The sequence below is a fragment of the Roseovarius sp. B08 genome, from assembly GCF_051417955.1.
Taxonomy (GTDB): Bacteria; Pseudomonadota; Alphaproteobacteria; order Rhodobacterales; family Rhodobacteraceae; genus Roseovarius.
This window is the reverse complement of sequence record NZ_JBPRLW010000001.1, coordinates 1,406,942-1,429,976: the sequence shown is the minus strand read 5'-3', so window position 1 is coordinate 1,429,976 and position 23,035 is coordinate 1,406,942. Positions and strand designations below refer to the sequence as shown.

21 protein-coding genes, 1 tRNA gene and 1 pseudogene are annotated in these 23,035 nt (G+C 64.8%); 8 read left to right on the top strand and 15 right to left on the bottom strand.

The window, feature by feature from the left end:
- Positions 1–21: 21 nt before the first annotated feature.
- Positions 22–803, bottom strand: a pseudogene (gene rlmB, locus ACSQ76_RS07215) (23S rRNA (guanosine(2251)-2'-O)-methyltransferase RlmB).
- 107 nt (positions 804–910) lie between these two features.
- On the opposite strand from rlmB, the gene ACSQ76_RS07210 reads away from it, so the two are divergent.
- Together ACSQ76_RS07210 and ACSQ76_RS07205 are read left to right on the top strand one after the other, a co-directional pair.
- Positions 911–994, top strand: a tRNA-Tyr gene (locus tag ACSQ76_RS07210).
- A 217-nt stretch (positions 995–1,211) separates the two neighbouring features.
- Positions 1,212–2,114: a hypothetical protein gene (locus ACSQ76_RS07205; RefSeq protein WP_437156026.1), complete on the top strand. Its 903-nt coding sequence runs from the start codon at positions 1,212–1,214 to the stop codon at positions 2,112–2,114.
- An 18-nt stretch (positions 2,115–2,132) separates the two neighbouring features.
- On the opposite strand, the gene ACSQ76_RS07200 is transcribed toward ACSQ76_RS07205, so the two are convergent.
- From ACSQ76_RS07200 to ACSQ76_RS07155, 10 genes are all read right to left on the bottom strand, one after another.
- Positions 2,133–2,795, bottom strand: a complete 663-nt coding sequence (locus tag ACSQ76_RS07200) for a DUF1523 family protein (protein WP_437156025.1) — start codon at positions 2,793–2,795, stop codon at positions 2,133–2,135.
- 11 nt (positions 2,796–2,806) lie between these two features.
- The gene (locus tag ACSQ76_RS07195) at positions 2,807–3,073 is read right to left on the bottom strand and encodes a hypothetical protein (RefSeq protein ID WP_437156024.1); all 267 of its coding nucleotides are present in this window, start codon (positions 3,071–3,073) and stop codon (positions 2,807–2,809) included.
- A gap of 3 nt (positions 3,074–3,076) precedes the next feature.
- Positions 3,077–4,468 (bottom strand): DUF6638 family protein, encoded by a 1,392-nt coding sequence (locus ACSQ76_RS07190; protein WP_437156023.1) that lies wholly within the window; start codon positions 4,466–4,468, stop codon positions 3,077–3,079.
- A gap of 154 nt (positions 4,469–4,622) precedes the next feature.
- The gene (locus ACSQ76_RS07185; protein WP_437156022.1) at positions 4,623–4,991 is read right to left on the bottom strand and encodes a hypothetical protein; all 369 of its coding nucleotides are present in this window, start codon (positions 4,989–4,991) and stop codon (positions 4,623–4,625) included.
- Positions 4,992–5,009: 18 nt separating this feature from the next.
- A complete protein-coding gene (locus tag ACSQ76_RS07180; RefSeq protein WP_437156021.1) occupies positions 5,010–6,953 on the bottom strand; it encodes an ATP-binding protein in 1,944 nt (647 codons plus the stop codon).
- A gap of 76 nt (positions 6,954–7,029) precedes the next feature.
- Complete coding sequence (locus ACSQ76_RS07175; RefSeq protein ID WP_437156020.1) at positions 7,030–8,157, bottom strand: hypothetical protein; 1,128 nt, start codon at positions 8,155–8,157, stop codon at positions 7,030–7,032.
- Positions 8,147–8,350, bottom strand: a complete 204-nt coding sequence (locus ACSQ76_RS07170) for a hypothetical protein (protein WP_437156019.1) — start codon at positions 8,348–8,350, stop codon at positions 8,147–8,149. The genes ACSQ76_RS07175 and ACSQ76_RS07170 overlap by 11 nt, the downstream gene beginning before the upstream one ends.
- Before the next feature lie 22 nt (positions 8,351–8,372).
- Entirely contained in the window at positions 8,373–8,531 is a 159-nt protein-coding gene (locus ACSQ76_RS07165) for a hypothetical protein (protein ID WP_437156018.1), read from the bottom strand.
- Between the two features lie 3 nt (positions 8,532–8,534).
- Positions 8,535–9,611 (bottom strand): hypothetical protein, encoded by a 1,077-nt coding sequence (locus tag ACSQ76_RS07160; protein ID WP_437156017.1) that lies wholly within the window; start codon positions 9,609–9,611, stop codon positions 8,535–8,537.
- A 130-nt stretch (positions 9,612–9,741) separates the two neighbouring features.
- On the bottom strand, positions 9,742–10,233 hold the full coding sequence (locus ACSQ76_RS07155; RefSeq protein ID WP_437156016.1) for a hypothetical protein: 492 nt from the start codon (positions 10,231–10,233) through the stop codon (positions 9,742–9,744).
- 107 nt (positions 10,234–10,340) lie between these two features.
- Here ACSQ76_RS07155 and ACSQ76_RS07150 point away from each other — a divergent pair, with 107 nt between their 5' ends.
- The 6 genes from ACSQ76_RS07150 to ACSQ76_RS07125 all read left to right on the top strand — a co-directional run bounded on the left by ACSQ76_RS07150 (position 10,341) and on the right by ACSQ76_RS07125 (position 18,459).
- The gene (locus ACSQ76_RS07150; protein WP_437156015.1) at positions 10,341–11,342 is read left to right on the top strand and encodes a hypothetical protein; all 1,002 of its coding nucleotides are present in this window, start codon (positions 10,341–10,343) and stop codon (positions 11,340–11,342) included.
- Positions 11,342–11,743: a hypothetical protein gene (locus ACSQ76_RS07145; RefSeq protein WP_437156014.1), complete on the top strand. Its 402-nt coding sequence runs from the start codon at positions 11,342–11,344 to the stop codon at positions 11,741–11,743. Before ACSQ76_RS07150 ends, ACSQ76_RS07145 begins: the two co-directional genes overlap by 1 nt.
- Before the next feature lie 101 nt (positions 11,744–11,844).
- Positions 11,845–13,146: an O-acetylhomoserine aminocarboxypropyltransferase/cysteine synthase family protein gene (locus tag ACSQ76_RS07140; protein WP_222449596.1), complete on the top strand. Its 1,302-nt coding sequence runs from the start codon at positions 11,845–11,847 to the stop codon at positions 13,144–13,146.
- Between the two features lie 130 nt (positions 13,147–13,276).
- Complete coding sequence (locus tag ACSQ76_RS07135; RefSeq protein ID WP_437156013.1) at positions 13,277–14,884, top strand: hypothetical protein; 1,608 nt, start codon at positions 13,277–13,279, stop codon at positions 14,882–14,884.
- Complete coding sequence (locus tag ACSQ76_RS07130; RefSeq protein WP_437156012.1) at positions 14,881–16,302, top strand: hypothetical protein; 1,422 nt, start codon at positions 14,881–14,883, stop codon at positions 16,300–16,302. Before ACSQ76_RS07135 ends, ACSQ76_RS07130 begins: the two co-directional genes overlap by 4 nt.
- A 228-nt stretch (positions 16,303–16,530) precedes the next feature.
- The gene (locus tag ACSQ76_RS07125) at positions 16,531–18,459 is read left to right on the top strand and encodes a cation:proton antiporter domain-containing protein (RefSeq protein WP_437156011.1); all 1,929 of its coding nucleotides are present in this window, start codon (positions 16,531–16,533) and stop codon (positions 18,457–18,459) included.
- A gap of 114 nt (positions 18,460–18,573) precedes the next feature.
- On the opposite strand, the gene ACSQ76_RS07120 is transcribed toward ACSQ76_RS07125, so the two are convergent.
- From ACSQ76_RS07120 to ACSQ76_RS07105, 4 genes are all read right to left on the bottom strand, one after another.
- Positions 18,574–19,083, bottom strand: a complete 510-nt coding sequence (locus ACSQ76_RS07120; RefSeq protein WP_057792822.1) for a CarD family transcriptional regulator — start codon at positions 19,081–19,083, stop codon at positions 18,574–18,576.
- A 309-nt stretch (positions 19,084–19,392) separates the two neighbouring features.
- Positions 19,393–19,731, bottom strand: a complete 339-nt coding sequence (gene fdxA, locus ACSQ76_RS07115; RefSeq protein ID WP_306130690.1) for a ferredoxin FdxA — start codon at positions 19,729–19,731, stop codon at positions 19,393–19,395.
- Between the two features lie 84 nt (positions 19,732–19,815).
- Positions 19,816–20,193: an RNA-binding S4 domain-containing protein gene (locus tag ACSQ76_RS07110; RefSeq protein WP_437156010.1), complete on the bottom strand. Its 378-nt coding sequence runs from the start codon at positions 20,191–20,193 to the stop codon at positions 19,816–19,818.
- 1 nt (position 20,194) lies between these two features.
- Positions 20,195–23,035 carry a helicase-related protein gene (locus ACSQ76_RS07105; protein ID WP_437156009.1) on the bottom strand — a complete coding sequence of 947 codons (2,841 nt, stop codon included), beginning with the start codon at positions 23,033–23,035 and terminating at the stop codon, positions 20,195–20,197.

Sequence of the window (23,035 nt, the reverse complement as noted above, 5' to 3'; positions counted from 1 at the left end):
CCCGTCGGTTATATCTGTCGGTTATCCTCTGGATGCATATAGGGCCACTGCCGCCGCATTTGAGACGTTGAGCGATCCGAACGCCCCCGCGTAGGCGATCCGCACCAATTTGTCGCAGGTCTCGCGCGTTTTCTGGCGTAGCCCCGGTCCTTCGGCCCCCAGCACCAGCGCGACGGGGCGGTCCTGCATCCCGTTCAGCGCCTCTTCCACGGTCTCATCCGCCGCACCGTCAAGCCCCAGCACGAGGTATCCCATGCCTTGCAACACGCTTATTGCATCGGCAAGGTTGCGCACCCGCAAATAGGGCTGGCGTTCCAGCGCGCCGCTCGCGGTCTTGGCCAGCGCCCCGGTCTCGGGTGCCGAATGGTGCCGCGGCGCAACGACCGCCGAGGCGCCGAAAACCTCGGCCGAGCGCAGGATCGCGCCCACGTTATGCGGGTCCGTCACCCGGTCCAGCATCATTACCCGCGGCGGTCGCACCCCGTCGCCAAGACAAACCTCCTCCAGCGCGCCCCAGTCCAGCGGCTTCACTTCCAGCGCCGCACCCTGATGCACCGATTGCGGGTCCAGCGGCGCGCTGAACTTGCGCGGATCGGCCAACTCGGGCTCCAGGCCAGAGGCCCCGATGGCATCGGCCAGCTTGTCGGCGGCGTTCTTCGTCACCACCAGCCGCAGTTTCTCGCGGCGGGGTTTTCCAATGCGTCGCGAACTGCATGCAGCCCGAACAGCCACACGGTTTCCGCCGCCGACGCCTTTTTCGCCTGTTCCTTTTCCACGACCCACTTGGGTTTCTTCGTTGCCATCCGGGGGCCTCCTTCACAGGCGGCGGACAATGGCCCCTGACCTGCGCAATCGCAAGTGATTTTCCGGTTGACGGGGCAACGGCCCGCTTCTAAACACCCGCCTCAGTGGGCGACAGGCCGCAAGGTGTGGCAGGGGACTGTAACTCCCTCGCGGAGACGCACGCTAGGTTCGATTCCTAGGTCGCCCACCACTTTCCCACCAGGATCCAGCCGGCAGAAACGCAGCCCCTCACCTATGCGGCGCGGCAAATTATTCGCAGGATAATCCACTCCGCGCATCGCGCCGCCTCATGTCCAACTGTTCGCAGCATGGTGCGGCCAGGAGCATATCCGCAAAATATTGCGCGATTCCGCTTCATGCGCTACACTCTCGCCATAAAATTAAAAAAACAGGCACCGGGCAGGTCCATGAAATACGTAATCCATCTGGGCGTCCACAGGACGGCGTCCCTGCTGTTGCAGCAAAACCTTTCATCCAATCTCGACCAGTTGCGCGCACAGGGCGTCTTTTACGTGAACGCCGAAATTCCCAAGCTGGTGCAGCGCCAAATCCGCATGATCCGCCGCAGGCACAAGCCTGGCTCGACACCGCACGCCATCGGCAATTTCGCGGAGATAAACGCCGCCATCACCGACGCCGCGGCGCAGGCCGGGGCGCAGACGGTTCTCATCTCGGACGAGCACCGGCTCGGTCCCTCGATGACCCGCAGCCTGCTCTGGAACCAGCCGCATCCCGGCTTCTACCCGCAGGCCGCTACAAACCTTCAGCACGCACAGGCCGGCCTGCCGCTCGAGCAGACGCGCCTGCTGCTCTACACTCGCAACGCCGAAAGCTACCTGCTCAGCCTTTATTCCGATGCGATCCGCCAGAACCAGGTCGCCATGACGCTGGAGCAGTTCTGCCGCAGCGTGAACTTCAATTCGATCAATTTTCACGCCCTGGAACAGGAGCTTGCCGCTCTGCACCCCGACCTGCAGGTCAAGTCGCGCCAGTTCGAGCGGATCAAGCTCGGGCCCGAAACTTACCTGCGCAGCTTTCTGCGCGACATCGGCCTCGATCCCGCGCCCTTCGCCCTGTGCCCCACGCCGCCGCGACCGCAACTTGACGCGATGCAGGTCGAGGCGCTGTTGCACATCATGTCGGGCACCCAGTCGAGACGCGCCGACATGGTCGCCTCGCTGCGCGAGAAGGTGCTGCGCGGTGCGCCAAACCCGCTTGCGCCGCTGGTGCTGCCGGCATGGGTTACCGACTCGATGCGCGTCACCGACGAGGGCCGCGCCTCTGACGCAAGCCGCACCCAAGTCGCCTGAGGCCGCAATCTCCGGGTCTCAGCCCCGGCGCTTGTCCTTGGGCCGCCAGGTATCCAGCCAACGCCGGACCCGTCCGCGTCTGTCCTCGATGGCATTGCCCGCCGCGTCGAACCGCGCCTCGACCCCGTCCCACATCGGGTCGATCCGCCGCGCCCGGAACCTTCGCCACAGCCGCCAGACGCCAAAGGCCAACAACCCGAACGCCGCCAGGATCAGGATATTCAGCCACGGTAAGGGCTTGCCCACATCCGGCCCCGCCACCGGCCAGATGCTCACCCCGTTGGGAAAAATCGACAGGAACTCGTTGCGCCACCCGTAATGCTTCAGCGCCGCCCAGCGCGGCGCCTCCGAGGTCGATTTCAGGTCCGCCGCCTCGGCCTGCAGGTTCGACGTGTCGAACTTGAAATAGGGCGGCCAGCCCCAGCTCGTGTCCTCGTTGCGATAGACCATGGTGCTGCCATCCGCCCGCACCGTCTGGATGAAGAACACATCGCGGTTGATCGCCGTGGCGTCGTTGCCGGCGTCGGGGCTGGCCCAGAACAGGCTGTTCTCGCCGAAATCGATCCGCTTTTCATAGGTGTCGGTGACCCGCACGATATCTGTCTGCGGCAACGTATAATGAAAGAACGCCGCCACCAGCACCCAGAACACCGCCCAGAAAAGCCATTTGAGATACACCATCGCCCGCCCCCTCAGTGAAAGTTCGTGAAATAGATGATCGCGGCCACGATGCTGAACGGCACGACGTAGACACCAAGGATCAGCTTGCGCCTCAGCGAGCCATCATACTCTTCCAACCCCTTCTCGATATAGGCGTCACGGTCGCCGGGCCGGCCCTCCTCTTCCCACCATTCGCGCAGCTTGGCTTTCCGCACGCTGCGCGAATAGAGCGACAGCACCACGTAAAGGATCGTACAGACGATGAACCCGATGATCAGAAGCCGTCCCAATGCCGCCATGTGCTATCCCCTTCCCTTCTTGCCACCCGACCGCCGCACCACCGGCCCCCACGGGCCGACTCGCGCCACCACCGCATCGAGATCCGCCGCCGGCTCTGGCGGTTTCGGCGGCGCGGGCTCTTCCATCGGCGCCTCGTGCCCGAAGAGTGCCGCCCGCGTGCCCAGCTTGTCCACCTGGTATTCGTTCAGCAGGACATCGACGACATAGGCGCGTTTAGTATCCGCCCAGGTCTCGTAACGGCGGTAGAACAGGCTCTTGTGGCAGATGAACAGCTGCCGCACATCCTTGGGCGCCAGTTCCGCCAGCAGCATGTTCACCAGCTCCGCGTCCTTGTGCGCCGCCGCCCGCAGCGTGTAGAAATAGGCCGGGTTGTCCGAGGTGATGACCGGCCACGGCCCGCCATTCTCGGCCCAGTTCAACAGGGCATTCAGCGTGTGAAACTCCTCGGGCAGAAGGTCAGAATGCCGCCGCGCCAGCCGGCGCATCTCGGCCCGGCTGCGACCGGCGAATTCCACGCCTTCCCCGGCCAGCGCATCGACCAGCACGAAATCCATCTTCTGCCGCAGGATCGCCGCCGCGTCGATGCCGCGCGCCTTGACGATCGGCTCCACCAGCCCATTCAGGTCAAGAAAACTGGCGATCCGGTTGCGCTCGCCCAGGTCGAAGACGTACCCAATCCGCCCGCCCTCGAACGGCGTCTTGTCCTGCACACAGATCACGCCGGGTAGCTCAAGGTCCTGAAACAGGTACACCCCGCCAAAATGACTGGTCCAGTAATTGCGCTGCTCGAAACTCATTTCCTTCAGGTCGATGGGGTTGCGCAGCACGTCGCCCGTCTGCCCCGCCAGATCGATCATCTCGGCGATCAGCACGTCGTCGAACCACGCATCCTCCTCCGACATGAACCGCTCGACCCTCTCGTCGAGCTTTTCGGCCTGCCGCAGCGCGCCATTGGTGGTGTCCGCCTCGATCCTGATCCGCCGGATATCGAACAGCCGCTCCGGGCTCGACATGTCATAGACCGAATTCACCAACTCGCCCGCCACCGCATCCCGCGCCGTCAGTGCGAAAAGCGCCGGCTCGTTCTCCTCGATGAACTGTTTCAGGATGCCGCGCGAGGTCGAGAACTGTGCATTCAAGAGCGGTGCGCGCTTCTGGTCCGTGGTCAGCAGGATGAACTGCCGGTTCACCCCCGCATGGTTGAGGTAAAGATCATCCCCCAGCTCATGCCCCACTTCTGGGCTATAACCCGAGATATCGACGTAGAAATCCGTCAGTGTCGTGGTCTTGCCCGTCAGGTGCCTCAGCGCCCGATTATACCGCTCCACCAGCGCCGGGCTCGCCACATGCACCAGGTTGCCAAACATCAGGCCGGATCTGATCAGACGCTCCATGCACCACCTCCGTAGGGTGGGTTTCCAACCCACCATCCCCCACCTGCCTGAAGGGCGACCCCGCCCCGGACCCGATCCGGGGCCTCTTCTTTCCGGCACCGAGGTCCAGGGTCAAGCCCGGGACGGGCGCTCGCAATGATCGCCTCCACGCCCATCACGCCTCCCTCCTCGCCATATCCTCGCCCTTCAACCGCTCCACCCGCTGCGCCAGCCCCAGCCAGACGAAGGCCAGCACCGGCCCCCACACCGCCGCCGCCCCCAACGAACTGCGCAAGTACATCCAGGCGATGATCCCCTGCCCGGCAAGGGTCTGCCCACCCAACAGGCTGCGCTTGTCGAAGAGCGCGAACACACCCGCGCTCGCAACCAAAAGCAGAAGGATCGACAGCAGCACCGACATCAGCACCCGCAGGTGCGACCGCGTCCCACGTGGCGTCAGCACCCACGGCAACAGCGCCGCCAGCCCGCCGATGATCAGCAGCGGCAGCCCCGTATTCACCAATGTCACGCTCGTGTCGTTCATTTCCTAGAGTGCGTGATGTCACGCACTGCCCTCCTTCGCCGCCAGATACCGCCGCTTGGCTTCCTCCGTCCGACCGAAATCGCGCACCATGTTCTCGATCGCCACCTCGTCGGACTTGTCGGCATAGCGGAATTCGCTGTCCGCGTATCGGTTGATCTCCTGAACAACCATCTCCACCGTGATCGGCTGGCGCAACTCCTCGATCATCCCCTTCTTTTCCTCATAGGACTTGAACAGGAACAGGTCGGGCTTCTCCATCCACTCGTCCGGCAATTCGAAATCCATTGCCCGCACTTTCACCGCATCGGTGATGTTCTTGATCGCACGGCCCGTAAACCGCTCGTCCGCCTCTTGGATACCTTTCAGGTAGGTCCCCAGCTTGGCAATCGTGTCCAGCTTGCCGATATCCTTCTCCACTCGCTCATAGACCCGGATCAGGCCCTCCTCGTGGGGCCTGGCGTGACTTTCGAACGAGGCCGCCACGGCCTTCTTGATCTCCTGCGCGGCATAGACCTCGTGCTGGCCCAGCGGGATGTCGTGGTTCTTGCCCATCAGCAGGTAGAGGATGTCGATGTAATCCTCCCGAGTCTGCGGTCCGTCCACCAGGAACCGCGCGCCCGCCCGCTGGCGCAGCGCGTCGTCCACATTCTCGGGATAGTTCGAGAACATGCCGAAGGTGCAGTTCCCCCGCACCACCGTATTGGCCCCGGCAAAGCTCTCCATCAGCACGGCGGTGATCTCCAGCTGTCCCGCGCTCGATTGCCGGTCGCCCCGCTTGCCCGCCAGTTGGTCGATATCGTCGATCGTGCCGAACCCGATCACGCCCGGATCGATCACGGTGTTGATGAACGCCTTGGCATTCTGCGCCGACTTGCCCTGATAGCTGTCGATGCTCTCGGTGCTCAGGTTCTGATACCGAAACGGATATCCCACGTTGTCGCAATAGCCCTTTATCAGCCCCGCCATCATCTGGATCAGCGTCGTCTTGCCCGTCCCCGGCTTGCCGTCGCCCATGAAGGTGAAGATGAACCCGCCCAGCTCGGCAAAGGGGTTCAGCTTTCGCTCGAAATCATAGGCCATCAGAATCTTCGACAGCTTCAGCGCCTGATACTTGGCGATATGGTTGCCCACCACCTCATGCGGCTGCTTGAAGGTCATGGTCAGGGTCGAGGATTTGCCCTTCGATGCCGCGTCAAAACCGCGAATGGTGAAATCATCCGCCTCCACCCGCCAGCTTGCGCCGGTGAATGCGCTCAGCCGCCCGGCATTCTGGGCGCGCAGCGCGATCTTCTCCATCAACTGCTCTGCAAAGGCGCTGACCGTCGCCACCAGCCGCGCATCGTCGCCCGCATGGGCCGCGATATCCTGGTCCAGCTCCCACAACGCACCGTGCAGGGCCAACTGCGAATTGTCGGTCAGAACCTCCTCCACCTCGCCCACCTCGACGCTCACCTCCGAGCCATGCGGCGCAAGCAGGAAGGCCGTCGCGTTGGCAAAGACATGCCCCACCGCCAATGCCTCTGCGCCCAGAAGTTCGGTGAACTCGGTCTTGCGGTCCGCGCCCAGCGACCCGGCCAGGTTCGCCCGCCGCAAATCGGCCAGCCCCGTGGCGTCGGAAAACTGCTCGCCCACGGCAAGTGCGATGGCAATCGCCCGCCTCAAGCCGTGCAATACCGTCGCCTGCATCGGGCTCACCAGCGGGTCGTCGCCATCGGCGGCCTCGATCCGCTCCACCAGATGCACGCCCTCGGGCCGCGCGGTCGAGCGTGTCACCAGCCCCGGCGTCGTCGTGCGGAACCGCCGCCGCGTGCCCAGTCCGGCTGACTTCTCTTCCTGCGGCGCATCTGCCGTTTTCGCAATCCGGGGGGTGTGATCGAACCCCGCCAGCATTGTCGCCGCCGCCGCGTAATGCGTGGCGATATCCTCTTCGCGCAATTCCATCGTGTCTGCCGTCAGGCTCATTAATCTTCTCCCCGATGGTGGGTTTGAAACCCACCCTACAATCTGGCGTAGGGTGGGGTTTCACCCCACCTCGCGTTCAATATCTCAGCACCCGCCCCCCCGGGCTGACCACGTACTTGGTGACCGACGAAAACCCCGGCGGCGCCTTTTCGGCCAGCACCTGATACGGCCGCTCGGGCAGGATGATGCTCCGGTCCATCCGCGTGGCCCCGGTCTCGGCCCCCTGCCCGGAAAACGGGTCCAGCGCGAAGACCTCGCGCTCCACCGTTCCGAACCATCCCGACCGCTCCTCGATCACGCGCTCGCTTTCAAGCACCTCATCGGTCCACGCGAGCGCCCAGTCCTGACCCACAGGCGATCCCGCTTCGGCCAGAACGTCCCGCATCGGCCCCGACTGCCGGGTAAAGGCATGGCTGTACATCGGCCCCACGTGAAACCGCCGCATCCGCTTGGGATGCAGGTCGTCAAAGCTTTCGTCGAACCCCTTGGCGATGGTCAGCAGCTTCAGCCCGCCCAGGGATTGCGCCATCAGGTGCGCCTGCACCTCGGGCCAGCGCCGCTCGTCCTTGCCCAGGGGCGCGCGGCCCGTATCCTCGAGCTCCATCAGGTAGATCGTCGGCAGGTTCACCTGGCTGTCATAGACCGCCCAGTGCAACAGGTAACGCCGCCGCTCGTCCAGCCCGCTTACCCATTGGATCTGCGGATCGTTCTGGGCCCAGAACAGATGACCCTTCGTCATTTCCTCGTAGTAAAGCCGCTGCGACAGCGCGAATTGCAGCCGCGTCGGGATCGTCCTCTCGGAAATGATCTGCTCGACCATCTCGCGCTTCAGCGTTTCGGTATCCGGCATGCCTTCCAAATGCCGCCGCGCCTGCGCCGCGTCATTTGCCATCACCATCAGTTCCGAAAACATCGGAAAGCCGCTTTCCTCAATGTCCATCGCCAGCGAGCCAAAGAACTGCCCGGTATCGCGCCCCACCAGCAGGTACTTCATGCTCAGCGCCTTGAAGGTATAGGCGATGCCCTGAACATAGGTCGTCAGAACCTCGACCTCCTGCGTGCTCAGGGCGCCTTCTGCCTGCATCACGGCGGCCACGCGACCCAGATGCGCCGTGATCCGCTCGAACTTGGCGAAGTACCGGCGCGACGCGAAAAGGTCGGTCAGCGCGGCACGGTCCGATTGCTGGGGGATACTATCCGTCATGCTTCGACTTTTTCAAATCACCCCAAACACTTACAATACCGTCTGTCAGCACAAGCGCCAGAGCGACGGTCGATAGTAGCAAGAAACCCTCATGGTAGACGTCGCGCCCCCATGCCTCGATGACGACTCGCTTTGCGAGCAACAAACCGAACAGGACAATCAGGGCCAGGTTGCGCGTGCTGGAATATTTCATCTTTTTCCCTGCAATGCTTCGCTCAAGAACCTCCGCCGCCCTTGCGCCCCCTGCTGATCACGATCAAGCCCGCAACGCCGAAGCCCACACCGACAAGGTTCACCCAGGCCGGCACGGTAAACACGAACGATACCACGAGGCAGACGACGGACAGAACGATGGCAAGCGTTCCCAGCCCCATGCCCTAGCCGCCATACGCGTTGGCGTCATGCTTCTCGATGATCTTGGAAAACCGCCGCGCGAACCGCTCGTCGGCCTTGGCCTTGGCCTCCAGCACCTCGCGGGCAAAGACCATGTGATCCTCGTGCGCTTCCAGCATGTCGGCCATCTTCTGGTTGGTGGCCGCGCCGATCCCGGCCATGGCGCTCTGCGCCTCCTGGTCGGTCTTGACCCCGATCTCGTTGATCCGGTGTGCCACGTCCTGCTGCTGTGCGGTCTTCAACGACTTGGTCAGCGCGTCATACAGCACCACGCGCTGCTTGGTGTCGGTCTGCAACTTGTTGATCAGCACCATCTGCGTCGCCGCCTGGTTCTGAAGGCTGTCGACCCAGGTCTTGCCCTTCTCGATATACCGCTCCAGCGTCTGGCTTTTCGCCAGCTTCACCTGCTCCTGCTGCACCATCTCGTTATACCTGGCGTTCATCTCGGCCAGTTCGCTTTCCAGCTTGGTGCGCGACGCCGCGTCGGTCTCGTTGGCGATCTTGTTCTCCAACTCGATGATCTTGGGGTCCATCCCCTGGATATCCGCGCGCAGCGTCTCCAGCTCGCCCACCGTCGCCTCTCGCTCATCCAGCGTTTCGGTCAGGTTCGTCTCCACCTTCACCTTGTGCTCTTCCAGCGTGCGCAACTGGCCTTCCAGCAGTTGCACGATGATGTCGGACTTGGAAATCAGGTCCTGCAACTTGTCGTCGATGCTGGCGGTGCGGATCCGCTCCTGCCGCATGCTGTCGGCCTTGTGACGGTTGAAGATGCCGACGAAGCTTTCCCAGCCCGTCTTGGTCCGCATCTCGTCGAAATCCCTGGAAAACCCGGCCGTCACGTCGTCCAGTCCCATGATCAGCTCGGCGATGTTTGCGTTCATCGTCTCGGTATGGGCATGGACCTCGTCCAGCGTCGCGTTCTCGATATCGAGGCTGGCATCCTCGCCGCCCTTGATCTTGGACCGCGCGCTTTCGATCTTGCTGGTCAGCTCGGCGATCTTCGCCTGCGCCGACGCGACCTGTTCCTGACTTTCGCGCACCTGCGCATCCAAATTCGCCATCACTGATCCCTTTCAGGCAAAGTTAATAACCTTAACATCAATATAGGCGCGCCGCCGCGGATTTGAAGGCGCCCCGCTCCCCCAAGGTTTTCGCAAAACCTTGGACGCGGGGCAAGAAAGACGTGCATGCTCAGGGGATCAAAACTTCCGTCCGTCCAAAAGTCCCCTCCGCCGTGGCCAGGTCGTCATACAGAATCTCCACCGCGATGCTCTCGATCTCGCCCGGCCCGAAGCTCTTGTAGATCACCGCGTCGTCGGGGAATGCGTTGGGGGCAGCAGTGTCCGTCTGACACGGCGGCATCTGCCAGACTTCCATCGCCCCGCCATTCACGCCGACCCGAACCTGGTGCATCCCGCAGCGCCAGCTCAGCAAATGGGTCAGGTACAGAAGGTCCTGGCCATCGTATTCGCGCACCGCCACCCAGTTGCCGCGCGTGGCCTCGATAATTGGCTTGATTTCGGCGGCGGTGGTGAACTTGCCTGTGGGCGTCTGGTCCTCGGCTTCGAACCCGGCGAGCGCTTGGGCCCCGCCCGCTCCCGCCCGTGCCGCGCCATCGCGGCTTGTGTCCTCCGCGCCGCCGCCCAGCGCCACGACAAGCCCGATCAAAAACCAGTCGATCATCCGAAAATACCTTTCCTTTCAAAAATCTGCGCAACTGCCTCTCGCGCAACCGCGCCGCACCGCCTATACTGCGCCGAAAGGGCAGTTCAGGCAGGCGTGACCCGAGTATGGCCGGGAAAAAGTCAAAAGACCAAGCGTTCAATATCGTGGTGGTCGGCCAGGCCGGCCGGCTTCAGTTCGAGGCGGTGCTGTTCGCCGCCTCCCTGCGCGCTCGCAGTCCCGACTTCAAAGGCCGCCTTTTCGTGGCAGAGCCGCAGCCCGGCCCGCTGTGGAAGAACGACCCAACCATGCGCGGTGACATCCGCGCCTTGCTGGAAAGCTACGGTGCCGAGATCGTGCCGTTCGAGTCCCGGCACTTCGGTCAGGCCTATCCCTACGGCAACAAGATCGAATGTCTGACCGCCCTGCCCAGGGGCGAGCCGTTCGTGTCCTTCGACACCGATACCCTGATCACGGGCGACCTCACCCGCGTGCCGTTCGATTTCGACCGTCCCACCGCCTCGCTCCGTCGCGAAGGCACCTGGCCAGAGATCCAGCTTTACGGGCCGGGCTACACGCAGACCTGGAAATCGCTTTACGACAAGTTCGGGCTTGATTTCGAATCCTCGCTGGACACGTCCCAACCGGATGAATACTGGCGCCGCTACCTTTACTTCAATGCCGGCTACTTCTTCTACAAATGCCCGCATGTCTTCGGCCAGCGCTTCCTCGACTACGCGTTGGCGATCCGCGACGATCCGCCCCCCGAACTGGTCTGCCAGTCGCTCGATCCCTGGCTTGATCAGGTCGCGCTGCCGCTCGTCATTCATTCCCTTGGCGGCGGTCGCGACACGCTGCCCGAAGGTTTGCTCGACGGCGAGGTGTCGTGCCATTACCGCCTGCTGCCGCTGCTCTATGCCCGGGAAAACGATGATGTCGTCGCCCTGCTGGAAGAGATCAGCGCGCCCAATTCGGTCAAGAAGCTCCTCAAGAACTACGACGCCATGAAGTTCATGATCTACCACGGCCGCGGCCACAAGGTGCGCGACCTCTTTGACCGCGGGGACATGCCGCGCAAGGAACAGGCGATCCGCAACACCATCCGCCGCAACGGCTTCTGGATGCGCTGATGGCGCTCGCCCATGTGCCCGGCCTGACCCGCATCGCGCAGGTCTTCGGCCCGTCCGACGCGATGCTGGCCGTCGCCGCCCTCGAAGGCGCGGGCTTCCGCGTTTTCGTTCCCGGCTTTCACACGCTCTCGAACGCGCAATACCTCTCGGTTGCCCTGGGCGGCGTGCCTATCATGGTCGAGACCGCCCGCGCAGCCGAGGCCGCGGCCTTTCTCGACGCGCTGGAAGCGTCCTCCGTCGAGGTGCTTTCCCCCTCGGACTTCGAGAGCGCCCCCGATGACGAGCTGCCACCGCCCCGCCAGCGTTCCCTGTTACGCCGGGTCGTGGAAAGCGCGTTCTACCTCTTCACCGGAACCGCTCCCGCGCTCCGGGGCCGCTATGGGCGTACCCCGAAGAAGTAGCCCCATATCTCTGCGCCAGTCTCAGCAGACCTCGTCAATACGCTTGTCCTGCGTCCCGCCATCGCTTACCCAAAAGACAAACGCCATAAGGGAGGCTTTCCATGTCCGACGACGACCGCATTCACCAGTTCGGCTTCGACACGCTGCAAATCCACGCCGGCGCCCGGCCCGATCCGGCCACGGGCGCGCGCCAGACGCCGATCTACCAGTCCACGGCCTATGTGTTCCGCGACGCCGAGCACGCCGCGGCCCTCTTCAACCTCCAGGAAGTGGGCTACATCTATTCCCGCCTCACCAACCCCACCGTCGCGGTGCTTCAGGAACGCGTCGCCACGCTCGAAGGCGGCGCCGGCGCCGTCTGCTGCTCGTCGGGCCACGCCGCCCAGATCATGGCGCTGTTCCCGCTGATGGGCCCGGGCAAGAACGTCGTGGTGTCCACCCGTCTCTACGGCGGTTCGATCACCCAGTTCAGCCAGACCATCAAACGCTTCGGCTGGTCGGCCAAGTTCGTCGACATCGACGACATGGACGCCATCAAGTCCGCCATCGACGATGACACCCGCGCGGTGTTCTGCGAATCCATCGCCAACCCGGGCGGCCACATCGCCGACCTGCGCGCCGTGGCCGATGTCGCCGATGCCGCCGGCCTGCCGCTCATCGTCGACAACACCTCGGCCACGCCCTACCTCTGCCGTCCCATCGAACACGGCGCCACGCTCGTCGTGCATTCCATGACCAAGTTCCTCACCGGCAACGGCACCGTCACCGGCGGCGTCGTGGTGGATTCGGGCACCTTCGACTGGTCCGCCTCCGACAAGTTCCCGTCCCTCTCGGAACCCGAACCCGCCTATCACGGCCTGAAGTTCCACGAGACCTTCGGCCCGCTGGCCTTCACCTTCCACGGCATCGCCATCGGCCTGCGCGACCTTGGCATGACGCTCAATCCACAAGCCGCGCATTACACCCTGATGGGGATCGAAACGCTGTCGCTGCGGATGCAGAAACATGTCGAGAACGCCGAGACCGTCGCCGCCTGGCTGGAAAAGCACGACGCGGTCGAGGCGGTCACCTATGCCGGGCTCAAGTCCTCGCCCTACCACAAGCGCGTCAAGACGGTTTGCCCCAAGGGCGCGGGCGGGCTTTTCACCGTCGCGCTCAAGTCGGGCTACGAGGGCTGCGTCAAGCTGGTGGACAGTCTCGAACTCTTCAGCCACGTCGCCAACCTCGGCGACACGCGGTCGCTCATCATCCACTCGGCCTCCACCACCCACCGCCAGCTGACACCGGAACAGCAGACCGCCGCCGGAGCCGCGCCCAACGTGGTGCGCATTTCCATCGGCTGCGAGGATGCCGACGACATCATCGCCGATCTGGAACAGGCCCTGGCCAAGGCCGGCGCCTGACCACCGGGGGTCTCCGCCGATCGCGCGGATCGTGAACGGGGTATGCCTTTCCCTCGGCGGTAAGCTGCTGTAGAATCCATGCGCGACAGGGGTTCGCCCCTGCCGTGTCCATGGTGCCAGAGCGTTGTGAATGAAACCGAATTTTGCCCTGACCCTGTCCTTCGAAGGCATCAGCCTTCTGCATCGTGCCTTCCCCGGCTGGCACATGGTGGGCGAGGTAAGTCTCGACAATAGCGACCTGCCCGGCGCCCTGGCCGACCTGCGCCACCGGGCGGAACAGCTCGACAGCAACCCGATCCGGTCCAAGCTGGTCATTCCCAACGACCAGATCCGCTTTCTCCAGTTCGATTCCGAGGGCCTCGAAGCGGACGAGATCGCCTCGGCCGTGCACCGCGCCCTCAACGGCGCGACGCCATACCCGGTCGACGACCTCGCCTATGACTGGTCGATTTCCGCCGGCCAGGTGCATGTCGCCGCGGTGGCCCGCGAAACCCTGTCCGAGGCCGAGGCCTTTGCCGCCGAACATGGCTTCAATCCACTGTGTTTCGTCGCCGCCCCCGGCGGTCGCGATTTCGTCGGCGAACCCTGGTTCGGCGAAACCAAAGGCGCCGCATCCCTTTTGCCCGAAGGCGGGCGCATCGACCGTGACACCGCCGCCATCCGGGTCATCGGCACAGCCCCGTTGCACGCGACGCCCGCTGCGGCCTCCGCCGCTGAAAGCGCCGCGCCCGAAGCCGCCCTCGAGGGCGCGCCCGACACCGTCGATCCCGAAGTGCCACACACGCCCGACCCGGACCTCCCTCCCGGCCCGCAGCCCGAAGTGCCGCCCGCGCCGGAACCCGACCTTCCGCCACAGCCCGACCCAGAGGTCCCGCCCACACCCGACACGCCCCCCGCGCCGGACCCCGAGATCGAGCCCGAGATTCAGCCCGACACCGAGCCTGTGCCGGAGGTGCCCCCGACGCCACAGCCCGACATCCCGCCCGAGCCTACGCCAACGCCGGACCCGGACATTCCGCCCAACCCCACGCCCGGCCCCGCGGCCAAGACCGCGCAGGCTGAGGACGTTCCTGTTGAGACAGGCCCCGCCTCCCTCCCGGACGCGAAGGAGGACGACACCGGTGCCGCCGCCGGAACGCCCGCCGCTCCAGTCGCCTTCACCTCGATCCGCGCGCAGCGAGACACGTTGCCGACCGTCCCACGCCGCCTGACCGGCGCGACCCGCGACAGCGCCACGCCGGCCGCCGAGGCACCGGCGCGCGAAACGCCGCGCACCGAACCGACGCTGACAGCCGCGCCGCCCGTCCCTAACGCCATCGCCAAGGTAACCGGCACGCCACAAGACGCGCTGCCCGCCGACGCCGCCGCACGGATCGGCGCCACGCTGCGCCCCTCCGAAGAAGGTCGCCTCACTCCACCGGACCCGGACCGTTCCGCCGATGACGGGGTTTTGGCGCGCTCGGACGGTGACGTCGATGACGACGGTGGCGATATTCCGCCGCCGCCCGCCTTCATGGCCGACAGCACCGATCCGGCGCCTTCCGAACTTCCCGAGGACACCCCCAACGCGCCCCTCGCAGCACCCGCCGTTGCGAAAAGTCTGTCGACCGCGCCCTCCGGCGCCATGTCGTTCATATCCCGCCGCCAATCGGGCAAGCCCGGCAAACATCACGACACGCGCGCCGCCGCACGCCTCTCTCCCCCGAGGCGCAGCGCGAGCAGGAGCGCCAGCGCATGACCGTCTTCGGTGCGCGCAAGCACGCCTCGGTCGGGGGCAAGCCGCGCTTTCTGGGGCTGATACTGACAGCCGTGCTGCTGATTTTCCTCGTCGGCGTGGCCGCCTGGGCCTCAATCTTTCTCGAAGACGGCATCTCCCGCGTCCTGCGCGGCGACCCCGATCCCCAGGAACAGATCGCCGCAACGCCCGAGGCCGAAATCCCGCCCGACGACACCGTCGACACGCCCGAGGCTGACCTCGGCGAGGAGGGCGAAACGGTTCTCGCCGCCCTGCCCGGCGTCACCTCCGACGGCACCGAGACGCCTGGTGCCGACCCACAGCCGGAACCGAACGCGGCCGAGCTGACCGATCAGCAGGCTCGCACCCGCTATGCCGTCACAGGCATCTGGCAACGCGCCCCCGACGCGCCCACCGATCCCGGCACGCAGACGCTGGACGATTTCTACCTCACCTCGATCGATCCAAAGGTGGTCGAACAGGACGCCGTCGCGTTGCCCGCCCCCGAAACCCTGCGCGGCGACACACGCCCCGATACCCCGGCCGATCCGGCCGCCGCCGATACCATGTTCACCATGGATACGCGCGGCCTCGTGCAGCCGACCCCCGAAGGCGCGCTGAGCCCGGATGGCGTACTGGTCTACGCCGGCCAGCCCGCACTGGTCCCCCCCGAGCGCCCGGCGGAAAGCCTGGCCCAGCCAGGCGAGGATCCGACCGACGCCGCCGCCCGAATCGCTGCCGCCGAGCGCATGGCCGCGCTGCGCCCCAAAGTGCGTCCCGGCGACCTGGCCGAAACCAACCAGCGTGAAACCCTGGGCGGCCGCACCCGCGACGAGCTTGCCTCCCTACGTCCGCGCCTGCGCCCCCAAAGCGCACAGGAACTGGCCGAACAGGCCGCCGCGGCCTCCACCGCGACCGCTGCCGCAACGTCCGAAGACGTCTCGCCCGACCCCGAGGCGGTCGACGCAGCGCTTCAGGCCGCCGCCGCGGTCCCGGCCCCAGACCCCTTCGCAGGGGCCACCGCCGAGGCCGTCAAGGTCTCGGTCAAACCCAACGCGCGGCCGCGGAACTTCAGCCGCGTCGTTCAACGCAGCCAGCGCCTTGCCGAACAGCAGGAAGCTCGCACCGCTGCTGTCGCCGTGCCCCGCAACCAGCGCATCGCGCCCAGCGGCCCGACGCCCACGACCGTCGCCCGGGCGGCGACGGAAAAGAATGCCCTCCGCATGCGCCAGGTCAACCTGATCGGCGTCTACGGCAGCAACTCCAACCGCCGCGCCCTCGTGCGCCTCGCCAACGGCAGCTACAAGAAGGTCAAGGTCGGCGACCGGCTGGATGGTGGGCGCGTCGCCGCCATAGGCACCAGCGAGCTGCGCTACGTGAAATCGGGCCGCTCGGTAACCCTCACCATGCCGCGCGGCTGACCGCCGCCGCCACCGCACCTGTCGCCCAAAGACCGCTCTTGCGCCCTTCTTTCGGCAGAGTAAATCTCTGCCGGAGGCTTCCACAGCCGTAAAGAGGCGCGCACCCCAAAAAAATGAAGCACCACGCGCGCAATGCGGCACCAAGTCGTTTGCACACGCGTCCACCCCGCCGCATACTCCCTCACGTGGCGACGCCCACGCCTGTCCGAATTTCCGCAAGGGACCCCGATGGAAGGATTTTTCTTTCAGGCCACCGTTTTCCTGGCGGCCGCAGTGATCGCGGTGCCGCTGGCGGCACGGCTGGGGCTCGGCTCTGTGCTGGGCTATCTCGCGGCCGGAATCGCCATCGGCCACATCCCCGGCCTGCTGGGCGGCCACGATGCCGAGGAATTGCAGCATTTCGCCGAATTCGGTGTGGTCATGATGCTCTTCATCATCGGGCTGGAGCTTGAACCCAAGGCACTCTGGGACATGCGGCACAAGCTCATCGGCCTGGGCGGGTTGCAGATCACCCTGACCACCGCCGCGGTCATGGCAGGCTGCATGGCGCTCGGGGTCGCATGGTCCGTGGCGCTGGCCATCGGCATGGTCTTCGCGCTCTCGTCGACCGCCATCGTCCTGCAAACCCTGTCGGAAAAGGGCCTGATGCAAACCGGCGGCGGGCGCTCGACCTTTTCCGTGCTGCTGACGCAGGATATCGCCGTCATTCCGATGCTGGCCTTCCTGCCGCTCCTGGCCCTGCCCAAGACACCTGACATGATCCTGGGCGAAACCCTTCAACGGCTGGCCGACGAAGGCCACCTCGCCGAGGGCGACCATGGCGGTGCCCCCGTGCAGGTGGCCCAGTCCATGATCGACAGCCTTCCCGCCTGGGGCGTCACGCTCCTGACGCTGGGGGCCGTGGCCGGCATCATCGTTTTCGGCGTCTATGCCACGCGCCCCGTTTTCCGTTTCATCCACCACGCCCGCCTGCGCGAGATGTACACCGCGCTGGCGCTCCTGATCGTGGTGGGCATCGCCTTCGTGATGAACCTCGTCGGCCTCTCGCCCGCCCTCGGCGCCTTCCTCGCCGGTGTGGTCCTCGCCTCGTCCGAGTTCCGGCACGAGCTGGAAAGCGATATCGAACCCTTCAAGGGCCTCCTGCTGGGCCTTTTCTTCATCACCGTGGGCGCAGGCATCAACTTCTCGATCCTCTTCGCCTCGTTTTTCACGATCATGGGGCTGGCCTTTGCCATCATCCTGATCAAGGGCGGCATCCTCTACGGGCTGGGCCGCATCTTCGGGCTCAAGGGCCGCAATCTCTGGCTCTTCACGCTGGGTCTGGCGCAGGCGGGCGAATTCGGATTCGTGCTGATCAACTTCTCGGGTCAGAACAACGTCATCCCCGTGGAACTGCGCGAGACGCTGTTGCTCGTCATCGCCATCTCAATGCTGATCACGCCGCTCCTGTTCATCCTCTATGACTACCTGTCGACCCGTATGACCGACCCCTCCGACGCGCAGGAACCCGACGAGATCGACGCCAAGGGGCCGGTCATCATCGCCGGCATCGGACGCTTCGGGCAGGTGGTCAACCGCATGGTCCGCTCCTCGGGGTTCGAGACCGTCGTGCTGGACCACGACCTTGCCGCGATCCAGCGGATGCGCCGCTTCGGCATCAAGGGCTTTCTGGGCGATCCCGGCCGGCCCGATCTGCTGCATGCCGCGGGCCTCAATCAGGCCAAGGTACTGGTGGCCGCTCTCGACGACCCCGACGCCACCACGCGCCTCGTGGCCTTCGCCCGGCGGGAACGGCCCGATCTGCACATCGTCGCCCGCGCTCGCGACCGCACCCATGTCTTCCGACTCTACAAGGCCGGCGCAGACGACATCGTGCGGGAAGTTTTCGACAGTTCCCTGCGCGCCGGGCGCTATGTGCTGGAAAACATGGGACTGACCGAGTTCGAGGCGGCGGAACTGCAGAAAACCTTCTACCACCACGACCGCGACTCCGTGCGCGACCTGGCGGCGCTGTGGGACCCCAACATTCCCACCATCCAGAACGGCGCCTATATCAAGCGCGCCAAGGAGCTGGAGGCGGAACTGCAGACCATGCTGCTGTCGCAACTGGAAGAAAAGGCCGCCGAGGACATCTCGGACGACCGCAGGGAGGCGTGAGCCCACCTCTCGCGCGGCGCGCCGGCCAGCCTCATCCCGGATATCCCGGCAAGCGCACAAAAGCAAAAGGCCGCACCCACCGGCACGGCCCTTCCCTTCAAATCTTCGGATGGGTCACGCCGCGCGCGACACCAGCACCTCGTCGACTTCCTTCGCGGCCTGAACCTCGTCGCCGCCGCTCACGGCGGCCACTTCACGGGTCAGACGCTCCAGCGCCGCCTCGTACAGCTGACGCTCGGAATAGCTCTGCTCGCGCTGGTCGTCGGTGCGGTGCAGGTCGCGCACCACTTCCGCAATCGCGATCAGATCGCCCGAATTGATCTTCTGTTCATATTCCTGGGCCCGGCGCGACCACATGGCGCGCTTCACCTTGGCCTTGCCTTTAAGCGTGGTCATCGCCTTCGACACCACGTCCGGGCTCGACAGGCTGCGCATGCCGATCTCGGTCGCCTTATGGGTCGGAACCCGCAACGTCATCTTGTCCTTCTCAAAGGAGATCACGAACAGTTCCAGTTCAATCCCGGCGATATCCTGCTTCTCGATCGACATGATCTGGCCAACGCCGTGCGCGGGGTACACAACGTAATCGTCAGGGCGAAACTCGGACTTCTTCGATTTGCTCATTCAGGTTTTCCTCACAAGCTTCCCAGTTCAAACTTGGCGGAGCATCTCCCGGGCGGCGGGCCATCAGGGTCTGGCGTCAAGCACAAGAAATCCACCTCCCATGCGTCAGCGCGGGCAGATGGATAATATATGGGCGGTGTCTACATTTGTAACGGGAGTGTATCACAAAAAAGGCGCCACGGGAAGCGGGCTCGAAGCGCCAGCCGGATTATACCTTCGCCACCAAGTCGTTATGCGGCGAAGTTACCGCGATTGACGAAGCGTCAATCGTTTGATCAAACGAATCGGCTCTCGCCCGCAGAGGTCGCCTCAGCCGCCTTCGCCTGCCGCCTCGGAAAAGTATTTCTCCAGCTTTCCATCCTCGCCGTCGCGCTCGTCCGCCTCGGGCAGCGGGTCTTTCTTGGTCACGATCACCGGCCACATCTCCGAATACTTGCGGTTGAACTCCACCCATTTCTCCATGTCCGGCTCGGTATCCGGGCGGATCGCGTCGGCGGGGCATTCGGGCTCGCAAACGCCACAGTCGATGCACTCGTCGGGGTGGATCACCAGCATGTTCTCCCCCTCGTAGAAACAATCCACGGGGCACACCTCCACGCAGTCGGTGTATTTGCACGCGATGCAATTGTCATTGACGATATAGGTCATCTCACGCCCCGGTCCTGATCTCTTCGGGCTGACGTAATCCAGTCCGGCGGATCATTCAAGCGCCAGACGTCCCTTCGCGCCTTCCTATCGCGTTTCCTGGTCCATCTTGCGGCGATCCTTCTTCGTCGGACGCCCCTTCCCCTCGTATCGCGGGTTTGACGGCTCGGCCACGTGGTCGCGCGGCTTCGGCGGGTCCAGATCGTCGTAAAGCCCCTGCGCCTCCGGCGCCGGGCCACGCCGCTCGCCGATGGCGACGATGCGGATCACACGGATATCGCGCTCCTTGGGAAAGGTCAGCACATCGCCAGGCCCCACCGGGGACGACGCTTTCGAGACGCGTTGCGAATTGACCCGCACATGCCCACCCGTCACCAGCTTCGTGGCAAGGCTGCGGGTCTTGAAGAACCGCGCATGCCACAGCCACTTGTCCAGCCGGATCTTCGGCTGGCCCGGCTCGCTCATCTCACGACTTGTCCTTCAGCCCCATCAGGGCTGCCGCGAACGGGTTGTCGGGATCGATCCGGTCCTTCTTCTCGGGACGGGAAGAAAAGCTCTTGGCGCCCTCCTCGCGGCGCGGCTTGCCCTTGCCTTTCGGCTTGCCGCCCTTGGGTCTCGGCTTGCCGCCCTGCGGTTTGCCACGGCCCTCGCCGCGGGTCTTCGCCGCGCGCCCGGCCCAGGTGAAGGTGTAGTAAACCTCCATCTCGATCTCGTCCTTGGCGGCGTCGGGCACCTCGCCCAGCGGCACCTCGGTTTCCGACATCTCGGGAATATCCGGCTCGACCTCCGGATCTTCCGGTGGCACTTCGGTCACCGGCGCCAGCCCGTCCTCGACAATTTGCTCCACCGCGTCTTCGGCGGTCGTTTCCTCTGGCACCGCTCCGGCCTCGGACGGCTCCGGAGCGTCCTCCAGCGCGGCATCCACCGGCTTGACCTTCTCGCGCTCGCCCTGTTCGGCATTATAGCCCAGGCCCTGCATCAGGTCGGCAAACTGCTCCAGCGTCATGCCGGTGATCGACAGCATGTCGGCATTGGCCTCAAAACCGCCGCGGCTGTCCTCTGAGCGCAGCATATCCGCCAGCCGCTCAAGCATGTCGATCCGGATCGCCCGCTCGCCCGCGGCCCGATAGCCCGACATGGAATGATATCCTCGCGGCGCAGCCGAGCCCGACGGCACCGTTACCAGCCCAGGCGGCGGCGCCTCGGGGAACTCTTCCAAACCCATTTTCAACGACCACAGCACCAGACGCAGGCGTGTCGGCGCGGGTTTCAGCAACAGCGGCATGAAAACCGTGAACTGGCCAAAGCGGACGCCATGCTTGCGCAACTGCCCGCGCGCGTCCTGGTCCAGCGCCTTGACCTCATCGGCGACTTCGCCACGCGGAATGATCCCGAAATTCTCGACCAGCTGGAAACCGAACCCACGCGCAAGCCCGCTCAACGCCTCGTCTCGCTGGATGTTCAGAAGCGGCTCGAACAGCGTCGCCACCTTGCGGTCGATGAAATGCTGCAAGCGGCGCTGCACCTTCTGCATCACTTCGGGCCCGGCGGTCTCGTCGACAAAGGCCTCGACCTGCGGTTTCAGCGGATCCGCCCCCGCCACCAGTTTGCCGACGGCACTTTCGCCCCACATCAGGCCGCCCTGCTCGGTAAAGTCGATCTCGGTGTCGGGCGCATTGTAGAACTTGTCCGCCCGCAGATGGAAATGCGGCGCCAGCGCCTGCAGGCTCGCCTGCGCCACCGCCTTGGCCTCCTGTCCGCCGGCCGTCTTGTCCTGACGGAACCGGAACCCTTCCAACCGTCCGACGAATTCGCCCTCGACGGTCACTTCACCCTTGTCATTCACTTTGGCCACGATGGCGTCCTTCTGCTTGAGCCGGCGCATCAGCACGCTGGTGCGCCGGTCCACAAATCTTTGCGTCAGCGCGTCATGCAACGCGTCCGACAGGCGGTCTTCTACAGCGCGGGTGGTTTCGCGCCAATGGTTTTCGTCCCCGACCCAGCCCTTTCGCTGGGCAACATAGGTCCATGTGCGGATATACGCCAAGCGTTTGGAGAGCGTGTCGATATCCCCGTCCGTCCGGTCGATCCGCGCCACGTGCCCGGCCAGCCAGTCCTCGCTGACACGGCCATGTTCGTGCAGGTCACTGAATATACGCTCAAGCAGGCCCGCATGTTCCGCGTGGCTGATCCCGCGGAAGTCCGGAACCCGGCACACATCCCACAACAGGCGCACCGACGCGCCGTCGCTGGCGCGCGCTGCAATTTCGGCATCCCCGGCCAGCGTGCGCAGCACCACAAGGTCATCCGCCTCCCGCGCCCGGGCCAGCCAGTCATCCTCGGGCTTCTGTTCCAGCGACGCGATCAGCGCGTCGACCGTCCCGAACTGCAGCGCCGCGTTGCGCCATTCCAGCTTGCGAATGGGGGTAAAGCGATGATCCATGATCGCCTGCGCCATATCTTCTGGCAGCTCCGGCGCCTCACCCGTCACCCCGAAGGTGCCGCTGGTCATGCCCCGCCCCGCGCGCCCGGCGATCTGGCCCAGTTCATTGGGGGCAAGGTTGCGCATCCGCCGCCCGTCAAACTTCGTCAGGGACGAGAACGCGACGTGGTTGATGTCCAGGTTCAGCCCCATCCCGATGGCGTCGGTGGCCACCAGGTAATCCACGTCGCCATTCTGGTAAAGATCCACCTGCGCGTTGCGCGTCCGGGGGCTCAAGGCCCCCATCACGACCGCCGCACCGCCCTTCTGGCGGCGCAGCAGCTCGGCAAAGGCATATACATTCTCAACCGAAAACCCCACGATGGCGGAGCGTGCAGGCATCTTGCTTATCTTTTTCGAACCTGTGTAGGTCAGCTGGCTCATCCGCTCGCGCCCGACGAATTCCACCCCCGGCACCAACGCCGCAATCGCCCCGCGCATGGTGTGCGCGCCCAGAAACTGCGTCTCTTTCTGCCCCCGCATCCGCAAAAGACGGTCGGTGAACACATGCCCCCGCTCAGGATCGGCACATAGCTGGATTTCGTCCACCGCGACGAAATCCGCGCCCATCCCCTCGGGCATCGCCTCGACCGTGCAGACCCAGTATTGCGTCCGCGGCGGCACGATCCGCTCCTCGCCGGTAACCAGTGCCACGACCGAAGGACCGCGCACAGCGACGATCTTGTCATAGACCTCCCGCGCCAGCAGGCGCAGCGGCAGGCCGATCACCCCCGTGCGATACCCCAGCATCCGCTCGATCGCGAAATGGGTTTTCCCGGTATTCGTCGGGCCCAGGACCGCCAGGATCCTCGACTGCTCGCCCAT

Bases quoted from the DNA above. Each gene is read 5' to 3' on its own strand.
- ACSQ76_RS07150 (WP_437156015.1), top strand. From the start codon at position 10,341: ATGGCCGGGAAAAAGTCAAAAGACCAAGCGTTCAATATCGTGGTGGTC.
- ACSQ76_RS07155 (WP_437156016.1), bottom strand. From the start codon at position 10,233: ATGATCGACTGGTTTTTGATCGGGCTTGTCGTGGCGCTGGGCGGCGGC.
- ACSQ76_RS07105 (WP_437156009.1), bottom strand. From the start codon at position 23,035: ATGGGCGAGCAGTCGAGGATCCTGGCGGTCCTGGGCCCGACGAATACC.
- ACSQ76_RS07180 (WP_437156021.1), bottom strand. From the start codon at position 6,953: ATGAGCCTGACGGCAGACACGATGGAATTGCGCGAAGAGGATATCGCC.
- ACSQ76_RS07205 (WP_437156026.1), top strand. From the start codon at position 1,212: ATGAAATACGTAATCCATCTGGGCGTCCACAGGACGGCGTCCCTGCTG.
- ACSQ76_RS07160 (WP_437156017.1), bottom strand. From the start codon at position 9,611: ATGGCGAATTTGGATGCGCAGGTGCGCGAAAGTCAGGAACAGGTCGCG.
- ACSQ76_RS07195 (WP_437156024.1), bottom strand. From the start codon at position 3,073: ATGGCGGCATTGGGACGGCTTCTGATCATCGGGTTCATCGTCTGTACG.
- ACSQ76_RS07165 (WP_437156018.1), bottom strand. From the start codon at position 8,531: ATGGGGCTGGGAACGCTTGCCATCGTTCTGTCCGTCGTCTGCCTCGTG.
- ACSQ76_RS07175 (WP_437156020.1), bottom strand. From the start codon at position 8,157: ATGACGGATAGTATCCCCCAGCAATCGGACCGTGCCGCGCTGACCGAC.
- fdxA (WP_306130690.1), bottom strand. From the start codon at position 19,731: ATGACCTATATCGTCAATGACAATTGCATCGCGTGCAAATACACCGAC.
- ACSQ76_RS07200 (WP_437156025.1), bottom strand. From the start codon at position 2,795: ATGGTGTATCTCAAATGGCTTTTCTGGGCGGTGTTCTGGGTGCTGGTG.
- ACSQ76_RS07130 (WP_437156012.1), top strand. From the start codon at position 14,881: ATGACCGTCTTCGGTGCGCGCAAGCACGCCTCGGTCGGGGGCAAGCCG.
- ACSQ76_RS07110 (WP_437156010.1), bottom strand. From the start codon at position 20,193: ATGAGCGAGCCGGGCCAGCCGAAGATCCGGCTGGACAAGTGGCTGTGG.
- ACSQ76_RS07120 (WP_057792822.1), bottom strand. From the start codon at position 19,083: ATGAGCAAATCGAAGAAGTCCGAGTTTCGCCCTGACGATTACGTTGTG.
- ACSQ76_RS07145 (WP_437156014.1), top strand. From the start codon at position 11,342: ATGGCGCTCGCCCATGTGCCCGGCCTGACCCGCATCGCGCAGGTCTTC.
- ACSQ76_RS07135 (WP_437156013.1), top strand. From the start codon at position 13,277: ATGAAACCGAATTTTGCCCTGACCCTGTCCTTCGAAGGCATCAGCCTT.
- ACSQ76_RS07185 (WP_437156022.1), bottom strand. From the start codon at position 4,991: ATGAACGACACGAGCGTGACATTGGTGAATACGGGGCTGCCGCTGCTG.
- ACSQ76_RS07125 (WP_437156011.1), top strand. From the start codon at position 16,531: ATGGAAGGATTTTTCTTTCAGGCCACCGTTTTCCTGGCGGCCGCAGTG.
- ACSQ76_RS07190 (WP_437156023.1), bottom strand. From the start codon at position 4,468: ATGGAGCGTCTGATCAGATCCGGCCTGATGTTTGGCAACCTGGTGCAT.
- ACSQ76_RS07170 (WP_437156019.1), bottom strand. From the start codon at position 8,350: ATGAAATATTCCAGCACGCGCAACCTGGCCCTGATTGTCCTGTTCGGT.
- ACSQ76_RS07140 (WP_222449596.1), top strand. From the start codon at position 11,845: ATGTCCGACGACGACCGCATTCACCAGTTCGGCTTCGACACGCTGCAA.